Annotated in this window: 13 protein-coding genes; all 13 read left to right on the top strand. The window is 68.6% G+C overall.

Annotated features, from left to right (window positions below; translation table 11 throughout):
* The first annotated feature begins 137 nt into the window (after positions 1–137).
* The 13 genes from AB0J00_RS03095 (at position 138) to AB0J00_RS03035 (ending at position 21,800) form a co-directional block, all read left to right on the top strand.
* Entirely contained in the window at positions 138–1,259 is a 1,122-nt protein-coding gene (locus AB0J00_RS03095) for a DNA cytosine methyltransferase (protein ID WP_357739975.1), read from the top strand.
* Positions 1,260–1,542: 283 nt separating this feature from the next.
* Positions 1,543–6,261, top strand: a complete 4,719-nt coding sequence (locus AB0J00_RS03090; RefSeq protein WP_357739972.1) for a helicase-related protein — start codon at positions 1,543–1,545, stop codon at positions 6,259–6,261.
* Positions 6,258–7,769: an NERD domain-containing protein/DEAD/DEAH box helicase gene (locus AB0J00_RS03085; RefSeq protein WP_357739969.1), complete on the top strand. Its 1,512-nt coding sequence runs from the start codon at positions 6,258–6,260 to the stop codon at positions 7,767–7,769. The genes AB0J00_RS03090 and AB0J00_RS03085 overlap by 4 nt, the downstream gene beginning before the upstream one ends.
* On the top strand, positions 7,766–10,951 hold the full coding sequence (locus AB0J00_RS03080) for a helicase-related protein (protein WP_357739966.1): 3,186 nt from the start codon (positions 7,766–7,768) through the stop codon (positions 10,949–10,951). The genes AB0J00_RS03085 and AB0J00_RS03080 overlap by 4 nt, the downstream gene beginning before the upstream one ends.
* Positions 10,932–12,737 (top strand): DUF1998 domain-containing protein, encoded by a 1,806-nt coding sequence (locus AB0J00_RS03075; RefSeq protein WP_357739963.1) that lies wholly within the window; start codon positions 10,932–10,934, stop codon positions 12,735–12,737. The genes AB0J00_RS03080 and AB0J00_RS03075 overlap by 20 nt, the downstream gene beginning before the upstream one ends.
* A 173-nt stretch (positions 12,738–12,910) precedes the next feature.
* The gene (locus AB0J00_RS03070; RefSeq protein ID WP_357739960.1) at positions 12,911–13,162 is read left to right on the top strand and encodes a hypothetical protein; all 252 of its coding nucleotides are present in this window, start codon (positions 12,911–12,913) and stop codon (positions 13,160–13,162) included.
* A 276-nt stretch (positions 13,163–13,438) separates the two neighbouring features.
* Entirely contained in the window at positions 13,439–14,434 is a 996-nt protein-coding gene (locus AB0J00_RS03065; protein ID WP_357739957.1) for a DUF3048 domain-containing protein, read from the top strand.
* Between the two features lie 113 nt (positions 14,435–14,547).
* Positions 14,548–17,790 carry a TM0106 family RecB-like putative nuclease gene (locus AB0J00_RS03060; protein WP_357739954.1) on the top strand — a complete coding sequence of 1,081 codons (3,243 nt, stop codon included), beginning with the start codon at positions 14,548–14,550 and terminating at the stop codon, positions 17,788–17,790.
* Positions 17,791–17,892: 102 nt separating this feature from the next.
* On the top strand, positions 17,893–18,522 hold the full coding sequence (locus AB0J00_RS03055; protein ID WP_357739951.1) for a DUF6308 family protein: 630 nt from the start codon (positions 17,893–17,895) through the stop codon (positions 18,520–18,522).
* Positions 18,523–18,760: 238 nt separating this feature from the next.
* Positions 18,761–20,023 (top strand): hypothetical protein, encoded by a 1,263-nt coding sequence (locus tag AB0J00_RS03050; protein ID WP_357739948.1) that lies wholly within the window; start codon positions 18,761–18,763, stop codon positions 20,021–20,023.
* 105 nt (positions 20,024–20,128) lie between these two features.
* Positions 20,129–20,689, top strand: coding sequence for a hypothetical protein (locus AB0J00_RS03045; RefSeq protein WP_357739945.1), 561 nt, complete (start codon positions 20,129–20,131; stop codon positions 20,687–20,689).
* Between the two features lie 154 nt (positions 20,690–20,843).
* Positions 20,844–21,452: a hypothetical protein gene (locus AB0J00_RS03040; protein ID WP_357739942.1), complete on the top strand. Its 609-nt coding sequence runs from the start codon at positions 20,844–20,846 to the stop codon at positions 21,450–21,452.
* Between the two features lie 111 nt (positions 21,453–21,563).
* On the top strand, positions 21,564–21,800 hold the full coding sequence (locus tag AB0J00_RS03035; protein ID WP_357739939.1) for a hypothetical protein: 237 nt from the start codon (positions 21,564–21,566) through the stop codon (positions 21,798–21,800).
* Positions 21,801–21,875: the final 75 nt, after the last annotated feature.

Below are 21,875 nucleotides of genomic sequence, written 5' to 3'. Positions count from 1 at the left end.
GTGAGCATCGGGACAGCTGTGTCCGATGAGGCGCGTGCTGCGGTGCCGTCGCTCTTTGGGCCCGGCTGCGCCTCGCACGGTCGCTGGGCTGCGAGTCGGTGCCGACCGTTGTCAGTGCCGCCGGCTAGCGTGAGGCAGTGCGGGGGACCGGTTTCACCATGCTCGATTTGTTCGCCGGCTGCGGCGGACTCACTCGCGGGTTCGTCGACCAAGGCAGCTTTCAGAGCGTCGGGGCCGTCGAGTTGGATCGTGCGGCGGCTGCGACCTATGCGGCCAACTTCGATCCGACCGGGCGGCACACGTACGCGGGCGACATCGCGGGCTACACGGAGGTACCCCCTGTCGATCTGGTCATCGGAGGGCCACCGTGTCAGGGCTTCTCGGCGCTCGGTAAACGCGATCCCGCAGATGTGCGCAACCAGCTGTGGCGGGAGTTCGTCCGGATCGTGCGCGAGTCGCGCGCCCGGATGTTCGTCTTCGAGAACGTCGACCGGTTCGCCAAGACACCAGAATTCCAGCTGCTGCGCGCGGCAGCCGGCGAGGGAGGGGAACTCGCCGATTTTCAGACGCAGGTGTTCCGGCTGAACGCGGCCGACTTCGGCGCCCCTCAGAAGCGCATCCGCACGATCATCGTCGGCTCGCGGATCGGTCCGGTCGCCGAACCTTTGCCCACCCACGCCAAGGTGCCAGGGGAGGCGCGGGCCCGGTGGGTCAGCCTCCGCGAGGCATTCCTCGAGGGACCTGTTGTCCTCGAGCCGGCCGTCCGGGAGGAGTGGCTCCCCGAGAGTTCGATCGACTTCCAGGGTGACGCAGTGCCTGGCGCGTTCAAGCTGCGGGACCTGCACATCACCCGGAACCACGACCTCACGTCCCTGATCCGCTACGCGCACATCCAGCCAGGGCAGAGTCGCTTCCAGTTACCCGAGGAGCTCCAGTACGCCTGTTGGCGGAGGCACACGAAGGGAGCTGGCGACGTCCTGGGGCGGCTCCAGTGGGATCAGCCCGCCGTGACCATCCGCACGGAGTTCTTCAAGCCAGAGAAGGGCCGCTTTCTCCATCCGCAGTGGGAGAACGGCGGTGAGCAGATCAACCGCGCACTCACCCACGCCGAAGCCGCGGTCGTCCAGGGCTTCGATGAGCGCCACCTGTGGTGCGGCACAAAGGCGGAGATCGCCCGCCAGATCGGTAACGCGGTCCCGCCTCCGTTGGCCCGGGCAGTGGCCTTCAGCGTGGCAGGCCGCTTGAAGGGTGCCCGCTGATGCAGTCATGTGGAACAAGGTGTCGCCGTGCTGCCTGGCGAGGACGGTTCGGGCCCCAACCCCTTCACGTCGGTTGCGGCGGTCGGTGATACCGCTAGGAAGTTCGAGTCTGGTCAGGCGCAGCGGCCCCACGGATGGCGACGCCCCGATTGAGCGATGCGTCCCCCCAACACGCGCCCCTGCCCTTAGTGTCCCTCTGTGATGAGGACGACAGTCCCAAGCAGCTGGTGCCAGGAGGATTCGTTGTCAATGCTTGGAACGGCAAGTTGCAAGGGCATTGCAGATGGGCGCTGAGGTCTCGATGTCAGTGAGTAGAAACTTGTGGCGGCCGGATACTGCGCTGGTCGAGGAAGTTCAGAACCAGTTCAACGCTCAGATCGCCGCATGCGAAAAGCAGCCTCGACTGATCGAGGAGCAGGCCAATCATGAAGAGTCCATCAGGACTGGCGGCTACGCACACCGGACCCTTCTTGAGCTCGTTCAAAACGCTGCCGACGCTCTAGCAGGCACTGGCGACACTGCTGACGAAGCTCGGGTTGAGATCGTTCTGGACGCGCGTACATCCACCTTGTACTGCGCGAACTCTGGCCGGCCGTTCTCGAAGTCGGGCATCACCGCTGTCACGATGGCGTACCTCAGTGGCAAACGCGGAGATGAGATCGGTAGATTCGGTCTGGGATTCAAGTCGGTCCTCGCGGTCACCGACGCTCCGCAGGTCTTCAGTCGCTCGGTCTCCTTCGAGTTCAACTCACCAGAAGCCACCGCTGCTCTCCGTCGTATAGCGCCAGCGGCTCGGCGCCTGCCCGTACTACGGACCGCAACCCTCATCGATGCTGTGGCTGAATTTGATCGCGACCCGGTTCTCGCGGAACTGGCTACGTGGGCGTCGACGGTTGTCAAGCTCCCGCGGGTGACCGACATCAAGCGGCTCGAGAAGGAAATTCAGGAGTTTCGTTCCGAGTTCCTGCTCTTCGTCGGCGCCGTACGCGAAGTACGACTGCGAGTCCTCGGCGAGGGGGCGTTCACGACGAGCCACGTCTCGAGGGACCTCGGAGCCGGGAACTTCAAGATCGAGCGACCCGACGGCTCGGGCGACGAATGGCTGGTCGAGGGTCGGATGCATTCCCCGTCGGCTGAGGCCCGCAAGCAGGTCGGGGAGGCCGTCTCCCGACAGCAGGTGAAGGTGACCGTCGCGCTGCCGCGAAGCCTCGGCAATCGGACGGTCGGTCAGTTCTGGTCGTACTTCCCGCTGCAGGACCAAACGACTGCCTCCGGTCTCTTCAACGCGCCCTGGAGCGTCAACGACGACCGGACGACCATGCTGTCGAACGGCTACAACCAGGAGATTCTCAGGACGCTGTCGGAGATCTTCGTAGACCTGCTGCCGCGGCTGTCCACGCCAGAGGACCCGGCAGGACATCTGGACTACATGCCGGCTCGTGGCCGCGAGCTCCGGGGCTTCGGCGACGAGCACCTCACCCACAACATCCCTCGCCTGGCAGCGGAACGGACCTTGGTGCCCGACGCCAACGGAACACTGACGCATCCGCGTGACCTGCGCCCCCTCGACTTCGAGATGACCGTGCGCGAGGACGTACACCGGGCCTGGTGCCAGTCGCCGAACACCGGATCGGACGTCCCTCACTTTCGCTGCTACGCCACGCCGACCCGCATCGCCCGTCTGCGCGATCTCGTCACCCTGGCCAACCTGGACGAGAAATTCGACGCCGGTGACCGTGACCTGCGGAAGGCGCTCGAGACGGCGCCCAAACGCGGACTTCTCAGCTGGCTGAGGGAATGGGCCCAGGGCAGCGACCCGGTGTCCGCGGCCAATGCGTTCAGGGTCGCGTTCGACCTGCACGGCAAGTTCGAGGCTGACAAGGCTCGTGTCATTCCCACCTCTGACGGCCTGCGCTCGCTCGCTGACAAGGACGTTGTCTTCCTGGCCAATGAAGATGACCTCGAGGTCGAGGGGGCCGTCTTCGTCGATCCCGGGTTCCTTGCGCAGGCCGGCGTGCGTGCTCAGTTGACTCGTGCAGGCTTCCGCGGGCTCGATGCCCAAGCGATCCTCAACGCGAGGCTCGCCCGACTATCGGACGAGGACGACGACGAGGCGCTCACGAAGCTGTGGGACGCGACACTGGATCTCCCGACCCGTGCGGCTGTCGAGACCCTGCGGGCGCAGGCCGCGAAGGTGCGCGTGCCGACCAGGAACGGCGGCTGGGCGGCACCTTCTCTTGTTTTCGACGTGGAAGGGCTCGTCGGGTCTCAGTTCGACGCACGGATGCTCGACCGCAGCCGTTGCCAGCCCGACGTCGCCAACGAACTGGGGGTCGTGCGCGAGCCCCAGAGCGACTACCGACTCGACGACGAACCGGCGTTCGAGCAGTACCGCGCCTGGGTGCTCGACACGCTGAATCGTCAACTGGGGCCGGGGGAGCGGGCCTTAGAGAACATCGAGTTCTCGCGGACATCGGGCCCGGGCCCGTTCTCGATGTTGCTCATGCTGGAGCAGGCTGGAGCCGCCGAGGCCCTGCGCGAGACCTGGACTCTCGGCCTCCTCGCGCTCCGTGATCACCAGTGGATCGGCGAGGATCTCGCGACCAATCGCGACCACGAGGTCCCCTCGCCCGTCCAATGGGCCATCGATCGCGCGGGTCTTGTCCCGACCTCGCGAGGGCGTAAGCCACCAGCAGACGCCGTGGCGCCCTCGATGGTGCGCTACGACGGCCTGCTCCCGCTGTTCAAGGGGTCTTTGGCTCTGGCGGAGCGGCTCGATCTGCCGCGTGACCTCGACGCCGTGCCCGCGCACGTATTCGAGCAAGCAATCGAGGCGGACCTGTTTCCGCCTACCCTTTCCGATGCGGTTCTGGTCGAGTTCGCACTCGCTGCGGCGGAGGTCGCGTTCGCCGGCCGCAAGCCGCCGCGGATCCCGGCCCGCATTAGAAGGACCGTGGAGTCCAGGCCGCCCAACACGGTCTTCGTGGCTGTGTCCGAGGAGCAGGCTGCCTACCTGACGTCGAAGGATCGTCCGCATCTCCAGGCTTCCGAGGAGGACGCCGACCGGCTCGTCGCCCAGGTCGGTTGTCGTCGCTTCGAAGACAGCTTTGCGTTCTCCATGCAGATCGAGGGTCAGCTCGCCCCGGAACCCCTGCTCGACGTGTTCACCGGCCTGCGCAACACCCGCTACGAGGACCGGCTGTTCAACAGCACACTGTCCCGCGCCAGTCGCATAGCGAAGCGGGTGACGACCGAGGAGGGCGTCGAGGACCAATCCCTGCATTGGTTTCTGGACGGCGTCGAGCTCGTGGTCGACCGGCGGATGGACGATAGGCGACTGCTGGAGATTGCGTCGCAGGCATTCGACCTGGGCCTCAACCAGGCCGATATCTCCAGTGTCCTCCAGGCGGGCCTGGACAGGCACCATGCAGAACTGCGCGAGGAAGCGAAGGCTGCGCCGACCGATGCGGACCGCCTGGACGTCTACTTCGGGCCTGACGACCTCCGCGATGCGCTGCCCAAGGGCCTGTGGCAGGCGCTCGAGATGCAAGGTCTCGTCGACGACAGGACCTCGGTATCGGAGCTTTTCCTGACCGTCTACGGATCCGACGCCGTCAAGCAGCTCGCGGACCAGTTCCGACAGGAGGGCTTCTCCGACGTCCCGACACAGTGGGCGGGTAGCGCCACGACGATCTCCTGGCTCCGGAAGATGGGTTTCGGCGGCGAGTTTGCCGGACGACGCAACGAGCGGCAGGAGGACGAGTTTGTCGTGCCGGGAGCAGTGCGGCTAAACCCGCTTCACAGGTTCCAGGAGGACATCCGCCGACAGCTGGGCGAGGTCCTCACGAGCCTGGACGCAACCGGTAGGCGGGGCAAGGCGATGGTGGAGTTGCCCACTGGCGCCGGTAAGACGCGTGTGGCCTGCGAGACGGTCTTGCGCCTCTTCATCAGCGGCGAGCTCAGGGGGCCGGTCCTCTGGATCGCTCAGTCACAGGAACTGTGCGAGCAGGCCGTGCAGACCTGGAGTTATATCTGGCGCGGACTCGGTGATGAGCGTCCGCTGACCGTCGGCCGGCTCTGGGACTCGAGGGTGGTCCACGAGCCGGACACCGAATTCAGTGTCATCGTCGCCACGGACGCACAGTTGCTCCAGGTCCTCGGGAACCCTGAGTACGCGTGGCTCCAAAGTCCCGCCGCTGTGATCGTGGACGAGGGGCACCGCGCGGGAGAGTCGCGGATGTACACGCGGCTGTTCGAGTGGCTCGGGGTCGCCGGTCGCCAGTGGGAGCGCCCGTTGGTGGGTCTTTCGGCCACGCCGTTCAAGAGCGGCTCGAGCGGGACCAAATCGCTCGTCGCTCGCTTCGGCAACAAGAAGCTGAGTGCCTTCGACGGCAACCCTTACCCACAGCTGGCCAGCCTGGGAATCCTGGCCCGCGTCGAGCATCAGGTGCTCGACGGTGTGCAGGTGACGCTCGAACCGGATGAACTTCGTGAGGCCCGGAGCCAGCGTCGCGTCAGCTCCACGGTGCTCGACCGGATCGGGCAGGACCAGCAGCGTATGGCCGTCCTGGTGGATCACATCATGAGCCAAGACGAGTCCTGGCCCATTTTAGTCTTCACACCCAGCGTGCTCTCGGCTCAGGTGCTGGCAGCGACATTGCGCTATCGGGGGCGGGCGGCAGCGGCCGTCAGCGGGCAGACCGGTCGCCAGGAGCGGCGCGACCACATCGAGAACTTCAAGCAGGGAAAGGTGCGGGTTCTGACCAACTGCGACCTGCTCATCCAGGGCTTCGATGCACCCGGTGTACGGGCTTTGTACATCGCGCGTCCCACATTCAGTCCCAGCGCATACATCCAGATGGCCGGCCGTGGCCTTCGAGGCCCTGAGAACGGCGGCAAGCCCAAGTGCCTCATCGTCGACATGGCAGACAAGTTCGGTGAGGTCGATGACTTGCTCGGATATCGCGAGTACGAGCACGAGTGGCATGAGGGCGGCGAGTGATCCTCGTCCCGGACCTGGCCACGATCGAGAAGACGGCTACCAGTGATGCTGAACGGCGCCTGGCCCGGCTACTTCGGGACCTGGAGGGTGACAACGACGCCGTCGCCTTCCACTCGGTGAAACTTCGTTCCCACGAGTACAAGCAGCAAGCGGAAGCCGACTTCGTCCTCCTGTGGCGGGGTGTGGTCATCGTCGTCGAGGTCAAGGGCGGCGGTGTCCGCAAGCACGAGGGTGTCTGGTATTCGGTGGACAGGCGGGGCGACTGGCACCGGTTACGGAGCTCCCCGATGGACCAGGCCCGCACTGCCGCCTTCGCGTTGCGGGACATCCTCAAGGAGGAGGGGGTCGGGTGGTTCCCGCACGAAGCAGTCGTTGTGACGCCGGACATCGAACGGCCGCAGAACTCGGTCGAGTGGTCCTCCACGCACTGGTGGGCCAAGGACGAGATGACGGTCGCGGGCGTCCGCGCATGCCTCGATGCCGTCGCGGAGGCAGCTCGGAAGCCGTCGCACTCGACCCGGGCCGCAAGGATCTCCGAACTCCGCGTGCGGCTCTTCGGCGAATTCACTCGCCTGCCGGTGCTCGACGCGCAGCGCGGCGCCGTCCTCGAGGAGCAAAGCCGTGCAACCGAGGGGCAGTGCAAGGTCTTGGCAGCCCTCGCCCGTAGTCCACGGCTGCTCGTGCAAGGGGGTGCGGGCACCGGAAAGTCATTGGTCCTCGCGGAGGCCGCGAAGCAGGAGGCGGATCAGGGTCGCCGGGTACTCGTGACCTTCCGCTCACCCCACTTGAGTCAGTTCTTCGAGACGCACCTGAGTGACCGACGCGTCGACGTCGTCCCGTTCGAGGCGCTTCCGAGCGACAGGCGATGGGACGTGGTCCTGGTGGACGAGGCGCAAGATCTCATGAACGCGCCGGACATGGACCGCCTTGACACGGTGCTGGAGGGTGGTCGCGCCGGTGGCCGCTGGCGAATGTTCCTCGATCACAACAACCAGGCCCATGTGGACGGCACGTTCGACCGTGACGTCCACGCACTCGTGGGCGCAGAGGCCGTTCCTGTCGACCTCGACACGAACGTGCGGAACACGCGCGCCATGGTGCACGTGGTGCAGACCTACCTAGGGGCCGACGTCGGCGACCCGGGCATCGTCCACGGAGAGCGAGTCGTCTGGCACGAAGTGCCCGGCGACAAGAACTTCACGGATGCCGAGGCCCTGGCCGAGCAACTCGTCAGCGACGGTGCTCGCCGCGGCAACGTGCTGATCATCCGGGTGGCGTCTGATGAGCCACCTACCCGTAGCCCGCGCGGCTTCGCCACAACTTCCCCCCGCTTTGTGAAAGGCCTAGAAGCCGACCACGTGGTGGTCTGCGACCTCCCGGGCGAGTTCGACGACATCGGCACGGCCGGCTTCTACGTGGCGGTGACGCGCGCCCGCGTCTCACTTCACCTCGTCTGCTCGCCAGCGGACAAGGAGCGACTCAAGCGCCTGCTGAAGGGACTCAAGTGACGCTCACCCCGGCTCAGCACGAAGTCCTCGAGCACCTGCGAGCCAGCTGGATCGGCCCGGACGGTGGCCCGACGGAGTGCCTTACGAACCTGCCCAACAGGCAGTACGCGGTGGGCATGCTCTTCCCGGCTGATGCGACGGCCGGGGCAGACGCCACCGCTGGTGGCGCAGACCCCGACGTGCTGGCCGATGTCCTCCCGGGCGAGCTGGAGGAGGCAGACGCAGGCGTGCCGCTGGCGGAGGATTGGAGGCCCTCGTCGGTTGCCGTCTCTTTCCTGACCGATGCGGACTCGGTCCAGGTCAGTTTCTCCGGCGGCACCTACGCCTTGCTCGACGACGACGGGCCTCGGCGGTGGCAGCGGCGGCCCTTCGCCTCTGAAAGCCTGACGGTGTCGCGTGCAGCACCCAAGCGCGACGTCATGGCGGGTGACGTGCCCGTGGAAGTAGGTTCCCGCTGGCGGAACTTCGCCGGCGGCAGATATCTGGTGACCGTGCACGCTCGTGTACTGGCGAAGTCGACAGGCGACGATCGCCTCGACATCCCTTCGATGTTGTTCCAGGTGGCCCTTGCGGTCAGGCCAGCAGATGGCGGACGGATCCACGAGTACGACACTCTGCGAGGTCTGGATATGGACGCCGAGGCGCGTGAGATCCGCCTCCGGTACCGGGCGCGCAAGGTGTTCGCCGTCGGACATGGCATGGCGGCCGACTGGCTGGTGCAGGACGGCGTCTGTTCCGGCGTCTCATTGGATCCCGTGCCCTCCTTCATCGTCCCGGCGGTCGAGACCACCGGATTCCGGGCCGGCACTGCGGAGGCGCAAGCACTGGAACTGGCGCACCTGGCGATGATCGATTACCGGCCGGAACAGGTACTGCCGAGCCTGGAAGCCTTCGTTGGGGCCTTCGAGATCTGGGTGCGGGAACAGGAGGGCCGTGTCGCGGGCTTCGAGCGATCGGCTGCCACTGCACACGCGATCGTCGAGCGTTGTCGCACGTCTGCTGGGCGCATGCGCGCGGGCGTCGACCTCCTGCGTGAAGAGCCGGAAGTCCGTACAGCCTTCGCACTCGGCATGACTGCCATGCGGCTGCAAATGCGCCAGGCCCCCGTCGCACGCGGAGATCGGCAGAAGCCGGTGACGGAGCCACAATGGCGCCCCTTCCAACTCGGTTTCCTGCTCGTCGCGCTGGCCTCGACGCTCGACGAGCGACACGGCGATCGGGAGCTCGTCGACCTCATCTGGTTCCCGACGGGTGGCGGAAAGACAGAGGCCTACCTCGCCTTGGCCGCGGTCGAAATCTTCCGGCGACGCCTGGCGGACGGCGCCAAAGGCGGCGGTACAGCTGTACTGACGAGGTACACTCTTCGGCTCCTCACTGCGCAGCAGTTCCAGCGAGCCTCCTCGCTCGTGTGTGCCATGGAGTTGATGCGACGGCAGGGCCAGCACGGCGACGACCGTGTTCGAGGCATGAGCCCCTTCTCCATCGGGTTGTGGGTCGGTAACGACGTCACCCCCGGAACTAGGAGCGCGGCCAAAGGCGCGCTCGACCGACTGCGCAAGGCGGCACATCCGGAGCAGGCGAACCAGTTCCAGGTCGAGGCGTGCCCGTGGTGCGGAACCGCGCAAGTGCCGCGACAGAAGTCCCTCGACCCGCGGGCGTACGGGTTCCGACTCGACGGAAAGGACCTGGTGATCCACTGCACCAACGTGCACTGCGAGTTCCACGAGGAGCTGCCGGTCCAGGTCGTCGACGAGGTGCTCTACGAGCAGCCGCCCACCATCCTCCTCGCGACCGTTGACAAGTTCGCGCGTCTGCAGTTCAAACCCGAAGCGGGCCGGCTGCTGGGCATCGGCACGACCTTCAGGCAGCCGTCGCTCGTCATCCAGGACGAGCTCCATCTTCTGTCGGGGCCACTCGGCACGACCGTCGCCGTCTTCGACGCGGTCATACAGGTTCTGCTCGGGCGATCCGGTGGTCGCCCCAAGATCGTCGCCTCCACCGCCACCATCCGCGCAGCCGCCGAACAAGTGCGCGGGCTGTACGGACGACAGGTCGCGCTCTATCCGCCTGCCGGGTTGGACGAGGACCGTACGTTCTTCTCCCGACCGGTAGAGAGTGGCGAGGGACGCCTCTACGTGGGTCTGATGCCGCAGTCGGTCTCACAGGCCTCCGCCGTCGTGGCAGCAGCTACGCCCTTGCTCGAGGTTCCCCAGGTCCTGAAGGTGGCATCGCCGGAAACGCCGCGCGACGCCTATTGGACTGCGGTGATGTACCACAACAGTCTGCGTGAGCTCGGCCGCACGGGGACGCTGGTCGTGGACGACGTGAACGGGAGGCTCGAGCCTCGTTCCGAACGCCTCTCACTGGACCTCCGCCGTGTCCGAGCTGACCGTGTTCTCGAGCTGACCAGTCGTCGCGGACCTGAGGAGCTGCCCAACGACCTGCGGGAACTCGGCCGCAGTGTGGACGAGACGGATCAGGCGGTCGACGTCGTGCTGTCGTCGAACATGCTGTCGGTCGGCATCGACGTGCCTCGACTGGCGTTAATGCTCATGGTGGGTCAGCCCAAGACGACAGCCGAGTACATCCAAGCGACGAGCCGTGTCGGTCGGGGCGACACACGCGGTGTGGTCGCAACGCTCTTCAGGTCCAACCGTGCCCGCGACAGGTCGCACTTCGAGACCTTCCGCGGTTATCACGACGCCCTGTACCGCGGTGTGGAGCCGACCAGCGTCACCCCCTGGTCGCTGGCATCCCGCGACCGCTCACTGGCAGGAGCCGTGGTGGCGCTCCTTCGGCAGTCTCTGAACGAGCTGGCGCCGAATGCCGCAGCCGTTCGGTTCGACCTCGAGGATGATCACCTCAAGAGAACCGTGGCGAAGTTGGTGGACGGCCTGTTGCGACAGGTCGGCGCCTCGGATCCGGACGAGTACGACGAGACCGGAGAGCATGTTTGGCGGCTGATGCGGGACTGGGATCGCCGCGCGGCACAAGCGCGAGAAGCCGAGGTCGGACTGGTCTACGACCGCCGTCCGGGCGACGACCTGGGTCTGCTGAAAAGGTTCGGCCAGTCGGGAGAGGGCTGGCTGGTGGCGGACTCCATGCGGTCCGTGGACCCGAACGTCGCCGTCGAGGTGCAGGAACCGTTCGAGGAGAGGCCCAGTGGAACCGATCAAGCATGACCTGCGCCTGTCCGAGGTGATCTCGCCCTTCGGCGTCGGCGCCATCGTCGATGTGCGTGGCGAGTCCCTGATGGCACCGGACACGTCCTGGTGGCACCGGCAGCATGCGCCGGAGATTCATTGCGAGCGGCTGTCCCTGCGCCTGGGTGGCGGCGAACTGCGTCAGCCACCCGCTCATGCGGGACGGTCGGGCAAGGACACGAGAGGGCTGACCTACTGGCGCTTTCCGGCCTGGCGCTTCTGCGAGCGCTGCAACAAGTTGTCGCAATTGACGGGGAAGAGCAAGGGACGCTGGAGCAACACCTGCGGCTGCGGCGGGGCGCTCGTGCCCATGCGTTACGTGGCCGTCTGTACCAAGGGCAGCCACATCCAGGACATCCCGTGGTTCATGTGGGCGCACCGGGGGGCGGACCACGGCGTCACCGACACTGTTCGGCACTGCCGGGCCTTCAAGGAGTTGAGCTTCGTTCGCTCCTCGAAGCAGGGTGAGGGCCTCGCGGCACTCCGTGTCTCCTGCACTGCCTGCAAGCGCTCCCGCCCGCTGTCCGAACTCGTGCTGAAGGACGCGCTGTCGCGGGACGGCATCCGCTGCACCGGTACGCAGCCTTGGGAAGACGCAGGTCAAGCAGCGCCGTGCGACCACAAGCTGGCGGCGGCGCAACGTGGTGCGACCAGCAATTACATCGCCGAGCGCCTGTCTGCTTTGGACATCCCCGAGGAGCGACCAGCATCGCTGGAACTGCTCGACAAGATCAAGGCGCACGTGTACTTCGAGAAGGTCGTCGCTGACAACGGGGGCCCGCAATCCGAGATGGTCGCGAGTTGGATCGCCGACGAGCTCGCCACGTCCAAGGAGGTCGTCCTCGACCTCGCCGCCGGGGGGGAGCAGGAGGCGACGGACACCCCTCTCCTCGATCTCAAGGACGGGGAGTGGGCGGCCTTCCTGAAGAAGCTGGACGCTGGCCGGGACCGAAGCGGCGGCGACTTCGTGGTTGACGGCATCCCCGTTGAAGCCCGTCAGGGGTGGCCGGTCGCTCTCACCGACAGCCTGGTGTCGGTCGGTCAGGTCCGACGCGTACGCGAGGTGCGGGCCCTGCGCCGATTTCAAAGATGGAACACGGACGCCGACTTCATCGGCCCCGACCTGGGGGTGGATCGACGGCGCAGGCCTGTCTACCCGGCTATCGAGATGTTCGGAGAGGGCATCTTTCTTCGCTTCAATGAAGAGCTCCTGCGGGGGTGGGAGCAGCAGGACGCTGTGGTAGCCCGCGCGGACATCCTCCGTCGGCGCCGCGAGGGGTTGCCCTGGGCGGAGCGGCTGGATGTCCCTGAGCCGCGCTACGTCGCATTGCACACAATCGCGCACCTGCTCATCCGACGGCTGGCCTTCGCCAGCGGATATTCGTCGGCATCGCTGCAGGAGCGGATCTACGCACAGACGGACCGTGCGGATCGCACGGCGGGCATCCTGATCTATACCGCCGCCAGCGACGCTCAAGGCACGCTTGGGGGGCTCGTAAGGCTCGGCGCGCCCGCTGCGCTCATCCCCTTGCTTGCGGCCGCCCTCGTCGATGCAGACGTGTGTTCCAACGACCCTGTCTGCATCGAGAGTGACCGACAGGGGAGTGGACAGCTCAACCTTTCCGCCTGCCACGGCTGCACCCTCATCAGCGAAACTTCTTGCGAGACGTCGAACCGCCTGCTCGATCGCCAGCTCGTCCTTGGCGGCCGGCATGTGAAAGGCCTGCTGGAGGGCCTCCTAGATGAGCTCCGCGACGCTCAGTGACGAGGCGCCAGGTCTCACCGCTTGACTGGAGGTTGCTGATGCACGTCTGGCGCGTCGGCTGGCTCGCCCGATGTCAGTGATCACGATCGAGCTCGTCTCGCTGTGATCCACTGCCGGCCGTCGCTCGCGGTCGACACCGCGGTGCACTCACTGGCCCGCGGCGTCCGCTGAGCGTGCTGCTCGTGCGCTGGAAGGGCGAGCGGGTGCTAGGGGCTGCGTTCGGCGAGTGCCCGGAGCCTGACGGTCCTAACGACGCGCCGTTCATCGTGCGTGGCCTCGGCCAGGTGCCCGAGGCGATGCTGGGCTGGCCGCCGCACTCGGCCGACACCGTTCGCCACACGATGCTGCCGCACCTGGTCGAGGTGCTCGGCCGCGCATGTGAGGGGACCGTCGGCAAGCCGGCGCAGCTGTACGGGAGGCGCTGAGGTTTCCCGTCGGCGGACGGCGATCGCGGTCGGTTGTGCTCGTCACCGCGACGCCGTGGTTCCCTCGCCCTCGCGTCGTGCCGATACGAGTAGGGATGCCTCGCCGAGACAGGAAGTCCTGACGTGCCCAGGTCCACCGCGCCTCGGCGCCGTTCCGGACCCGCCATGGGCCCGGGAGCCCGGAAGGGCTTTCCGGCGAGGAAGCGGAAGTCGGCCAAGGCCCGTCGGAAGGCGAGGTCCCGACGCGGCCGACGGGCGGTCCTGCTCGTCGTCCTGGTGGCGGCCGTGGTGGTCGGGTGGCAGGCAACGGGGCGGGACCTGTCCGCGCTGCCGTTCCTCGATTCGATCGCCGGCGGCCCCGCCAGCCCCAGCTGGCCGTTGACCGGCGTCCCGGCCGGGGCGGGCGCGGACCGTCCGGCGCTCGCCGTGAAAATCGAGAACTCAATCGACGCCCGCCCGCAGACCGGGCTGAACGCCGCCGACATGGTGTGGGAGCAGGTCGTCGAGGGCGGCATCACCCGGTTCGTCGCCGTCTACCACTCCAACCTTCCGCCTGAGATCGGCCCGGTGCGCTCCATCCGGCCGATGGACCCGGCGATCGCCGCGCCGCTGCACGGACTGCTCGCCTTCTCCGGTGGCGTCCCGACCTACGTCGACGCCGCCGGGAACGCCGGCCTCCAGGTGCTCACCCAGAGCTCCGGCACCGACGGCTTCCACCGCACGTCGACTCGCCGCGCGCCGCACAACGTCTACGCGACGCCGGAGACCCTCGTCGGCCAGGCGGACGACGCGCACCGAGCTGCGCCCGCCGCCCAGTTCGCGTACCCGCGGGCCGGCCATCAGCCCACCGCCGTCGCCGGAGGACAGCCGACCGGCACCCTGGCGCTCACGATGTCCGGCGTCGGGCACCCGCACTGGACCTGGAACGCTAAGGTCGGGCGCTGGCTGCGCGCCGAAGGCAGCACGCCCGCCGTCGAGGCCAGCGGCAGCCAGCTCACCGCCGCCAACGTCGTCGTCCTGCGCGTCGACGTCGTCACCACCCAGGCGCGCGACCCGGCCGGCAACCCGGTCCCGGAGACCGTTCTAAAGGGTGGCGGTGATGCGCTCGTCGCCTCCGGCGGCCACACGGTCGCGGCCACCTGGTCCAAGGACGACGTCGATGACCCGGTGACCCTGACCGGCGCGGACGGCGATGAGGTGACGCTGGCACCCGGCAACACCTGGGTCGAGCTGGTGCCCAACCGCACCGGCGCCGTCGACACGGGCTCCTGACACGCGCGGCGGCCGTTCCTGTCGGCGCCCCGTGACAGGGTGCGAAGGCTCGATCGGCGCATCATCACGGGGGATCAGCATGTCGTGTTCACTGCTGGCTGCGGGGCGCTGAGGTGCACCGCAGCGACGGGCGGCTCGTGCTCAGCCCCACCGACCTGACCCGCCACCAGGAGTGCCACCACCTCACGGCGCTCAACCTGGCCGTCGCCGACGGCACGCTCGCCCCATCACAGGGCAGCGACGGGACCTCGCTGGTAGCCGACCTCGGCACCGCCCACGAGCTCGCCTACCTGGAGTCGCTGGAGGCACAGGGCCTGACCGTCGTCCGGCTGCAGGGGCAGCGCAGCGAGGCGGCCACCGTCGAGGCGATGCGCGCCGGCGTCGACGTCGTCCACCAGGCGACGCTGTCCGACGGCACGTGGAGCGGCCAGGCCGACTTCCTGCTCAGGACGGCGACGCCGTCCGACCTCGGCGACTGGTCCTACGAGGTCGCCGACGCCAAGCTCGCCCGCCGCATCAAGGTGCCCGCGCTGCTGCAGATGGCCACCTACGCCGACCGGCTCGCCACCCTGCAGGGCGTTGCGCCCGACCGGATCTCCGTCATCACCGGCGACGGCGTCGCCCGCCCGTGGCGGCTGGTCGACGTCGCCGCCTACGCCCGCCGCGCGCGCACCCGGCTGGAGTCGTTCGTCGCCGCGGTCCCGCCCACCGGCCCGGTGCCCGTCGCCTACTGCGACACCTGTACCTGGCAGGCCCGCTGCGCCGACGAGCTGCGCACCGGCGACGACCTCAGCCTGGTCGCCGGCATGCGCCGCGACCACCGCGCCGCCCTCATCGCCGTCGGCGTCGCCACCCTCGCGCAGCTCGCCGACGCCGACCCCGAGACGCTCAAGGCCTCGGGCATCGGCACGGCCACCCGCGAGCGGCTGCGCGACCAGGCCCGCGAGCAGCTGCGCGGCCGCGCCGCCGGAGCACCCACCCGCACGCTGCTCGAACCCGCCGCCGCGCAGGGCCTGCTCCGGCTGCCCGAGCCCAGCCCCGGCGACCTGTACCTTGACTTCGAGGGCGATCCGCTGTCCGGCGACGGCGCGGGGCTGGAGTACCTGGCCGGCCTCGGCGACCGCACCGGCGCCTTCACCGCGCTGTGGGCGCACGACGCCGTCCAGGAACGGCAGATGGTCGCCGACCTGCTCGACCGGATCGTCGACGCCTGGCGCGCCGACCCCGGCATGCACGTCTACCACTACGCCGCCTACGAGGTCAGCGCACTCAAGCGGCTCACCGGCCGGTACGGCGTCCGCGAGGCCGAGCTCGACCAGCTGCTGCGCGCCCAGCGGTTCGTCGACCTCTATCCCGTCGTCCGCCAGGGCATGCGGATCAGCAAGGAGTCGTACTCGATCAAGAAGGTCGAGGCCTTCTACGGGCGCGAGCACACCGGCGATGTCGCCGACGCCATGAGCAGCGTCGTCGAGTATGAGCAGTGGCTCGCCGACCGCGATCCCGCCCGCCTGCAGGCCATCGAGGACTACAACAAGGACGACGTCGACTCCACCCGCGAGCTGCACGACTGGCTGGAGACCGAGCGGGCCGAGCTGGAGGCGCTGCACGGTCCGCAGCCGCGCCCGGCCGCACCCGAGGTGTCCGCGCCGGCCCCCCGCTCGGACGCCGAGGTCGCCGAGCTCGCGCTGGTCGAGCGGCTCACCGGCGCCGGCAACGAGCTGCTCGGCGACCTGGTGCAGTGGCACCGCCGCGAGGCCCGCCCCGGCTGGTGGGAGTTCTTCAGCCGCGGCGACCTGGAGGACGAGCAGCTCGTCGAGGACCGCACCGCGGTCGGCGGGCTGTCCGCGGCGGTCGAGATCGGCACCGACAAGCGCAGCAAGCTCTACGAGTTCACCTTCCCGCCGCAGGACGCCAAGCTCTCGGTCGGCAAGCCGGCGTTCGACGTCGACACCCAGATCCGGATCGGCACCGTGCAGGAGATCGACGCCGTCGCCGGGCGGCTGGTCGTCAAGAGCACCAAGGTGCCCGCGCCCAGCCGCGGCCTCGGCCCGGAGGGCCCGCTCGACGACAAGGCGCTGCGCGCGGCGATCGCGGCGACCGCGGACGACGTCCTCGCCGGCCGGCCGTGCCTGCCGCAGGCGCTGCTCGACCGGGTCGTGCCCGACGGCACCCGCCGGCTGCCGGGGGAGGAGGCCGGAGACGCCGTCGTCCGGCTCGGGCGCACGCTGCACGGCGAGGTGCTCGCGGTGCAGGGGCCGCCGGGCAGCGGCAAGACGCGGGCGGCGTCCCGGCTGATCCGCGAGCTGCTCGACGCCGGCAAGAAGGTCGGCGTCACCGCGACCTCGCACGCCGTCATCGGCAACGTGCTGCGCTCGGTGGGCCGGCCGGCGCTGCAGAAGTGCGAGGAGAGCCAGGCCTGCGGCGCGCCGGGGGTCGAGTGGTCGAAGGACGCCGCCGACGTGGAGCAGCGGCTGCTCGATGGGGACGTCGCGCTGGTCGGCGGGACGTCGTGGTTCTGGTGCCGCGAGGGCCTGGCCGAGGCGGTCGACGTCCTGGTGATCGACGAGGCCGGGCAGTTCTCGCTGGCGAACGCGGTCGCGGTGGCGCGGGCCGCGAAGTCGCTGGTGCTGCTCGGCGATCCGCAGCAGCTGGCGCAGCCGACGCAGGCGGTGCACCCGGGGGAGTCGGGGCTCTCGGCGCTGGAGCACCTGCTCGAGGGGCACCCGACCGTGCCCGAGGACCGCGGCGTCTTCCTCGACCGCACCTACCGGATGCACCCGGCGCTGACCGCGTTCGTCTCCGACCTCGCCTACGAGGGCCGGCTGGAGTCGGCGCCCGGGCGGGAGCGGATCGCTCTCGACGGCTGGGCCAGCGGGCTGGCCGTACGGTTCGTCGAGCACACCCGGCCGGCGGCGGCCGCTTCTCCTGATGAGGCTCGCGCTGTTGCTGACCTGTGGCGCTCGCTGCAGGGCGTCGGGTGGACCGACGCCGAGGGGGAGCGGCACGTCATCGGGATCGACGACGTGCTGGTGGTCGCCCCGTACAACAACCAGGTCGCGCTGATCCGCGGGCTGCTGCCCGACGGCGCGCGGGTCGGCACCGTGGACAAGTTCCAGGGGCAGGAGGCGCCGGTCGTCCTGTACTCGATGACGTCGACCAGCGCCGAAGACGCGCCCCGTGGGGTCTCGTTCCTCTACGACCTGCACCGGCTGAACGTGGCGGTGTCGCGGGCGAAGGCGCTGGCGGTCGTGGTGATGAACGAAGAGCTGCTCGACGCCCCGGTACGGACGCCGGAGCAGCTGCGCCAGGTCAACGCGCTGTGTCGACTTGTCGAGATGGCGACCGTCGCCGGCTGACGTTGGAATCCAGGAGCGCCGCCACCCATCTTGTTGCCGGGGACAGCGAGAGCAGCGTGATCGAATGAGCGCTTGCAACCATTGAGTCACGGGGAGCCGCGGATGTGCGACATCACCATCGCCGGCCAAGAGGTCACGAACCCATTCGAGAGACTGGTGACCTACGCGCTGCGCTATGCCGCGACGCTGCGTCGTTACGACCTCGGCGGATCGGGCGACCCCTCGACCCTGTCGGCGGAGGATGTTGCGCGTACCAGGGTGATCGCTTCGCGGATCAGCCACCGCGAACGCGACTGGTTCGTCGCGCGCGGCCGGTCGGCACCGTGGGCCGATGTGCCGCTCGCCGCGGACCTCGGTGACGCCGACCCGGCGCTCGAGGGTGATCTGTATGACCGGCTCGGAGCCCTCTATGAGCACTTCCGGGTCGACGCTCCGCGCAACGTCAGCATGGCCAAGATCAGCAAGGTCTTGCATCTCAAGCGGCGCGCTCTGGTGCCTGTGCTGGACAGCCACCTCGAGCAGACCTACCGCATCCCGGCCCGCCGTGCGGCGGTCCGCTATCCCGCACGCGGATACAAGCGCATGTACTGGGCTGCGATCCGCGATGACCTCCTCGCCAATCGCGACGGCATCACTGTGCTGAAGGCTCGAGCAGCTCAGGATGAGCGTGAGCAGGTCCGGCTGCTGGCCGAACTCAGCGACCTGCGGGTGCTGGACATCCTCACCTGGTGACGACCGGGCTGCCGTAACTGGCAGGCGGGCCTGCCGGAGCTTGGGGCAGTCGCGCACGAGCGTGGATGGCGGTCTCGCCGATGAATCAGCCGTACCAGAGGTTGCAATGCGTCACCGTTTCGGCGTGGGTGATGCATGCGCGTCGGCGCCGCATGACACGGTGCCTGTGTTCGATCTGCGCACGCCCTTGGCGCTCATCTGAGCGCCTTACAGCCCCGATCAGGACCAAGGACGGACCTTGACCAACGAGATTCAGCTGATCAGTGACGGCGACGGCCTAGCGGTCATCGGGGAGTCCGGGGCGGTCGACCGCTTCCTCGCTGACGAAGGTCTACCGGCGAGAAAGCTCGAGTTGTCACGGCTCCGTGGCCTTCTCGGTGCTGGGGCCGCAATCGCTCAGGCAGGGTCCGAGATTGCCGCGAACTCGAGTCGTTGGGTGAAGCTGACCCCTGACTCCGCGCATCTGGTCAAGAAGTACGGGCTCATGCCGACAAAGGACTCGGGCGTCGGCCACGCCATGATCGGGCAGCCGGGCCACATCAAGAAGTGGCTCCAGATCGACAAGGCGCCTGGTGCAGTTGCGGGCCACCCCGCGCTGCTGACCGGTGCCGCCGGCATCATGACGCAGCTCGCGATGCAGCAGGCGATGGACGAGATCACCGACTACCTGGCGAAGATCGACGCGAAGCTCGACGACGTCCTGCGCGCCCAGGAGGACGCGGTCCACGCGGACATGATCGGCGTGGGCTTCGACATCGACGAGGCCATGACGCTCCGCGAGCACGGCGGCCGGGTCAACGAGGTCACGTGGTCGAAGGTCCAGGGATCGTCTGCGACGATCGCGCGGACGCAGGCCTACGCCTTGCGACAGCTCGAGGCACTCGCGGAGAAGCTGGAGCGACAGGCGAGGATCGGCGACCTGGCCGAGACGGCCAAGGAGGCCGAGTCCAAGGCCCAAGGGTGGCTCGCTGTCCTGGCGCGGAGTTTCCAGCTGCAGGATGCGATCGCCGTGCTCGAGATCGACCGCGTGCTGGAAGTGGCTCCCGACGACTTCGACGGTCATCGCGTCGGGCTGAAGGCCGCCCGGCAGAAGCGGCTGAGCGCCATCGCGCAGGTCACCCAGCGCCTGGTGGCCCGCATGGCGGAGGCTGCGGGCAAGGCGAACTCGAAGGTGCTGCTCAACCCGATCCAGTCCCCGGCCATCGTGCAGTCGAGCGAGAAAGTTGCCCTCGCCGTCGCGGGTTTCCACCGTCCGCTCGGGATCGAGTCCGGCCACGAGTCCGTGGAAGCGCGGGCGTGGGCGGACGCGGCCACGGAGCTCAAGGGGAAGGTGTTCGAGACTGGAGCCGATGGGCTCGATGCCTCTTTGCGCATCGGAAGTGAGACCCTCGACCGGGCCAAGTCGGTGACCGGCCGTATCTCCGGCGGGATCTCTGGTGGTATCGCCGGAGGCATTGCGGGATTTCGGCGACGCGGGAACGCCGAAGAGCGCGACGCCTGACGAGCGTCGCCTGGTGTCGCAGCTGCGAGTCGTCGCGGCTCTTTGGCACCCTGAGTCGGCTCGCTGCGACCGGCGCAGCGGAGCGGAGTTGGGTGAGGTGCTCGGGTGACTGGCACGGGGCCGTCGCTGTTCGACGACGACGTCCAGGGGGCAGCCGACAGCGGCGCGAGGACAGTGGTTGATCGCTCGCCGGTGGAGCCGCCGCGCGATCGGTGGACCAGCCTGTCCGCCTGCGTCCTCGACGCCGTGTGGAGCGTGGGCGCCGACCACGACCGCGTCGTCGTCCCACTGGTGCACCGGGTCCTCATCCCCGGCGCGACGGGCGACCTGACCTCCGAGTCGGTGCCGAGCGTCGACACCCACCCGCTGCCTCGGCTGCTCACCCGCTTCCCGGACGAGCAGTCGCTCGAAGAAGCTGCACGCAACAAGCAGCGGACGTCCACGCGCAACGGCATCACCAAGGCCGAAGCCGCACTCCGCTACGCCCGCACCCTCGTCAACCACGGCGTCCTCGGCGTCGAGGACCTGCCGAGGCTGCTGGCCGACCCGGAGGCGTGGTCGCGGGTCGACCGCGCGCTCAGCCGCATCCCGGGTGAGGGCGACAACGGAGCCCGGCGCACGCACTTCTGGGGGCTCTGCGGAATCGGGGAGAACGCGACGCTGTAGACGGTTCGTGGCCGACCGATGGCCGCGGGTGACCGCACGCGTCCCGGGTCCGGTCGCGCGCCCGGCGGCTGATCGTCGACGTCCCGGGGTGACAGCCTCGCTGCCAGCAGGGGCCGCTTCCCCCGCCCCTCTGCACGACCGAGGTGATTGCCCGATGCCCTCGCCGAGACCGTGGCGCGCGCTGGCGGGCGCCGCCGCCGGAGCGCTCGTCCTGGTGGGGTGCGGTCCGGGGAACACCGAACCGGCCGCGTCGACGCGACAGCCGGCGACATCCTCGGCGCAACCCTCGTGGGACGACGCGACCTACCGCACCACCTGCGACGGGCTGGTGCAGGGCAACCTGAAGGCGACGCTCGTCGACGGCGCCGCGAGGGTGCCGGTCGACGTCAGCCAGAGCCCGTACTACCAGTACCTCGACGTGGAGCTCCAGGCCACGGCGACCGGTGACGTCGACGGGGACGGCACGCCGGACACCGTCGTGCTGCTGCAGTGCTCGCCGCAGCCGTCCAACGGGGCGGCCCAGGAGGTGCACGTCTTCCGCGCCGACGGCGCCGAACTCGGCGTCCTGCCCAGCGCGAGCGACCTTCAGGAGGCGGCGACCCTCCCGCCGGAGTACGTCCCGACCGGGCTGGCAGTCGAGCAGGAGGAGGTCGTCGCGCCGATGAAGGCCTACGGGCCCGACGACTCGCACGCGACCGGGCCGTCGGTGCCCCTCACCGTGCGCTGGAGGTGGACCGGCACGGGCTTCGACCGTGTCTCCTAGGGACGGCAAGGACGAGCCGGAGACGGGTGTGCTGCCTGCTCGTCTTGTCGGTGGTCGCTGCTCTACTCCACACCTGGCCGTCGCAGCGGCGGCCGGAGACGGGGAGGGCGCATGAGCGAGTCGGTCGGTGTGCAGGCGGGGAAGGTGTGCCCGTCGTGCGGGCGGGAGGAGTCGGTCCCGCTGCTGTGGGGGCTGCCCGGCCCGGAGGCGATGGAGCTGGCGGAGCGCGGGCTCGTCGTGCTCGGCGGCTGCATGCTCACGCCCGACGAGCCGACGCTCGCCTGCCGCGCCTGCGGCGCGCACTGGGGCTCCGACCAGGACGACGAAGCCGGCGACCTCCACGGCTGACCGCCCGCGCGGTGCGATGCTGCGCGCAACGACCGACGACCACGGGGGAGTGGTGCAGGTGACCGGAGAGCCGGA

The organism is Modestobacter sp. NPDC049651 (genome assembly GCF_040659695.1).
In the GTDB taxonomy this organism is placed as follows: Bacteria; Actinomycetota; Actinomycetes; order Mycobacteriales; family Geodermatophilaceae; genus Modestobacter.
Note: the sequence above shows the minus strand (reverse complement) of the source record. Positions and strands in the feature narration are given on the sequence as shown.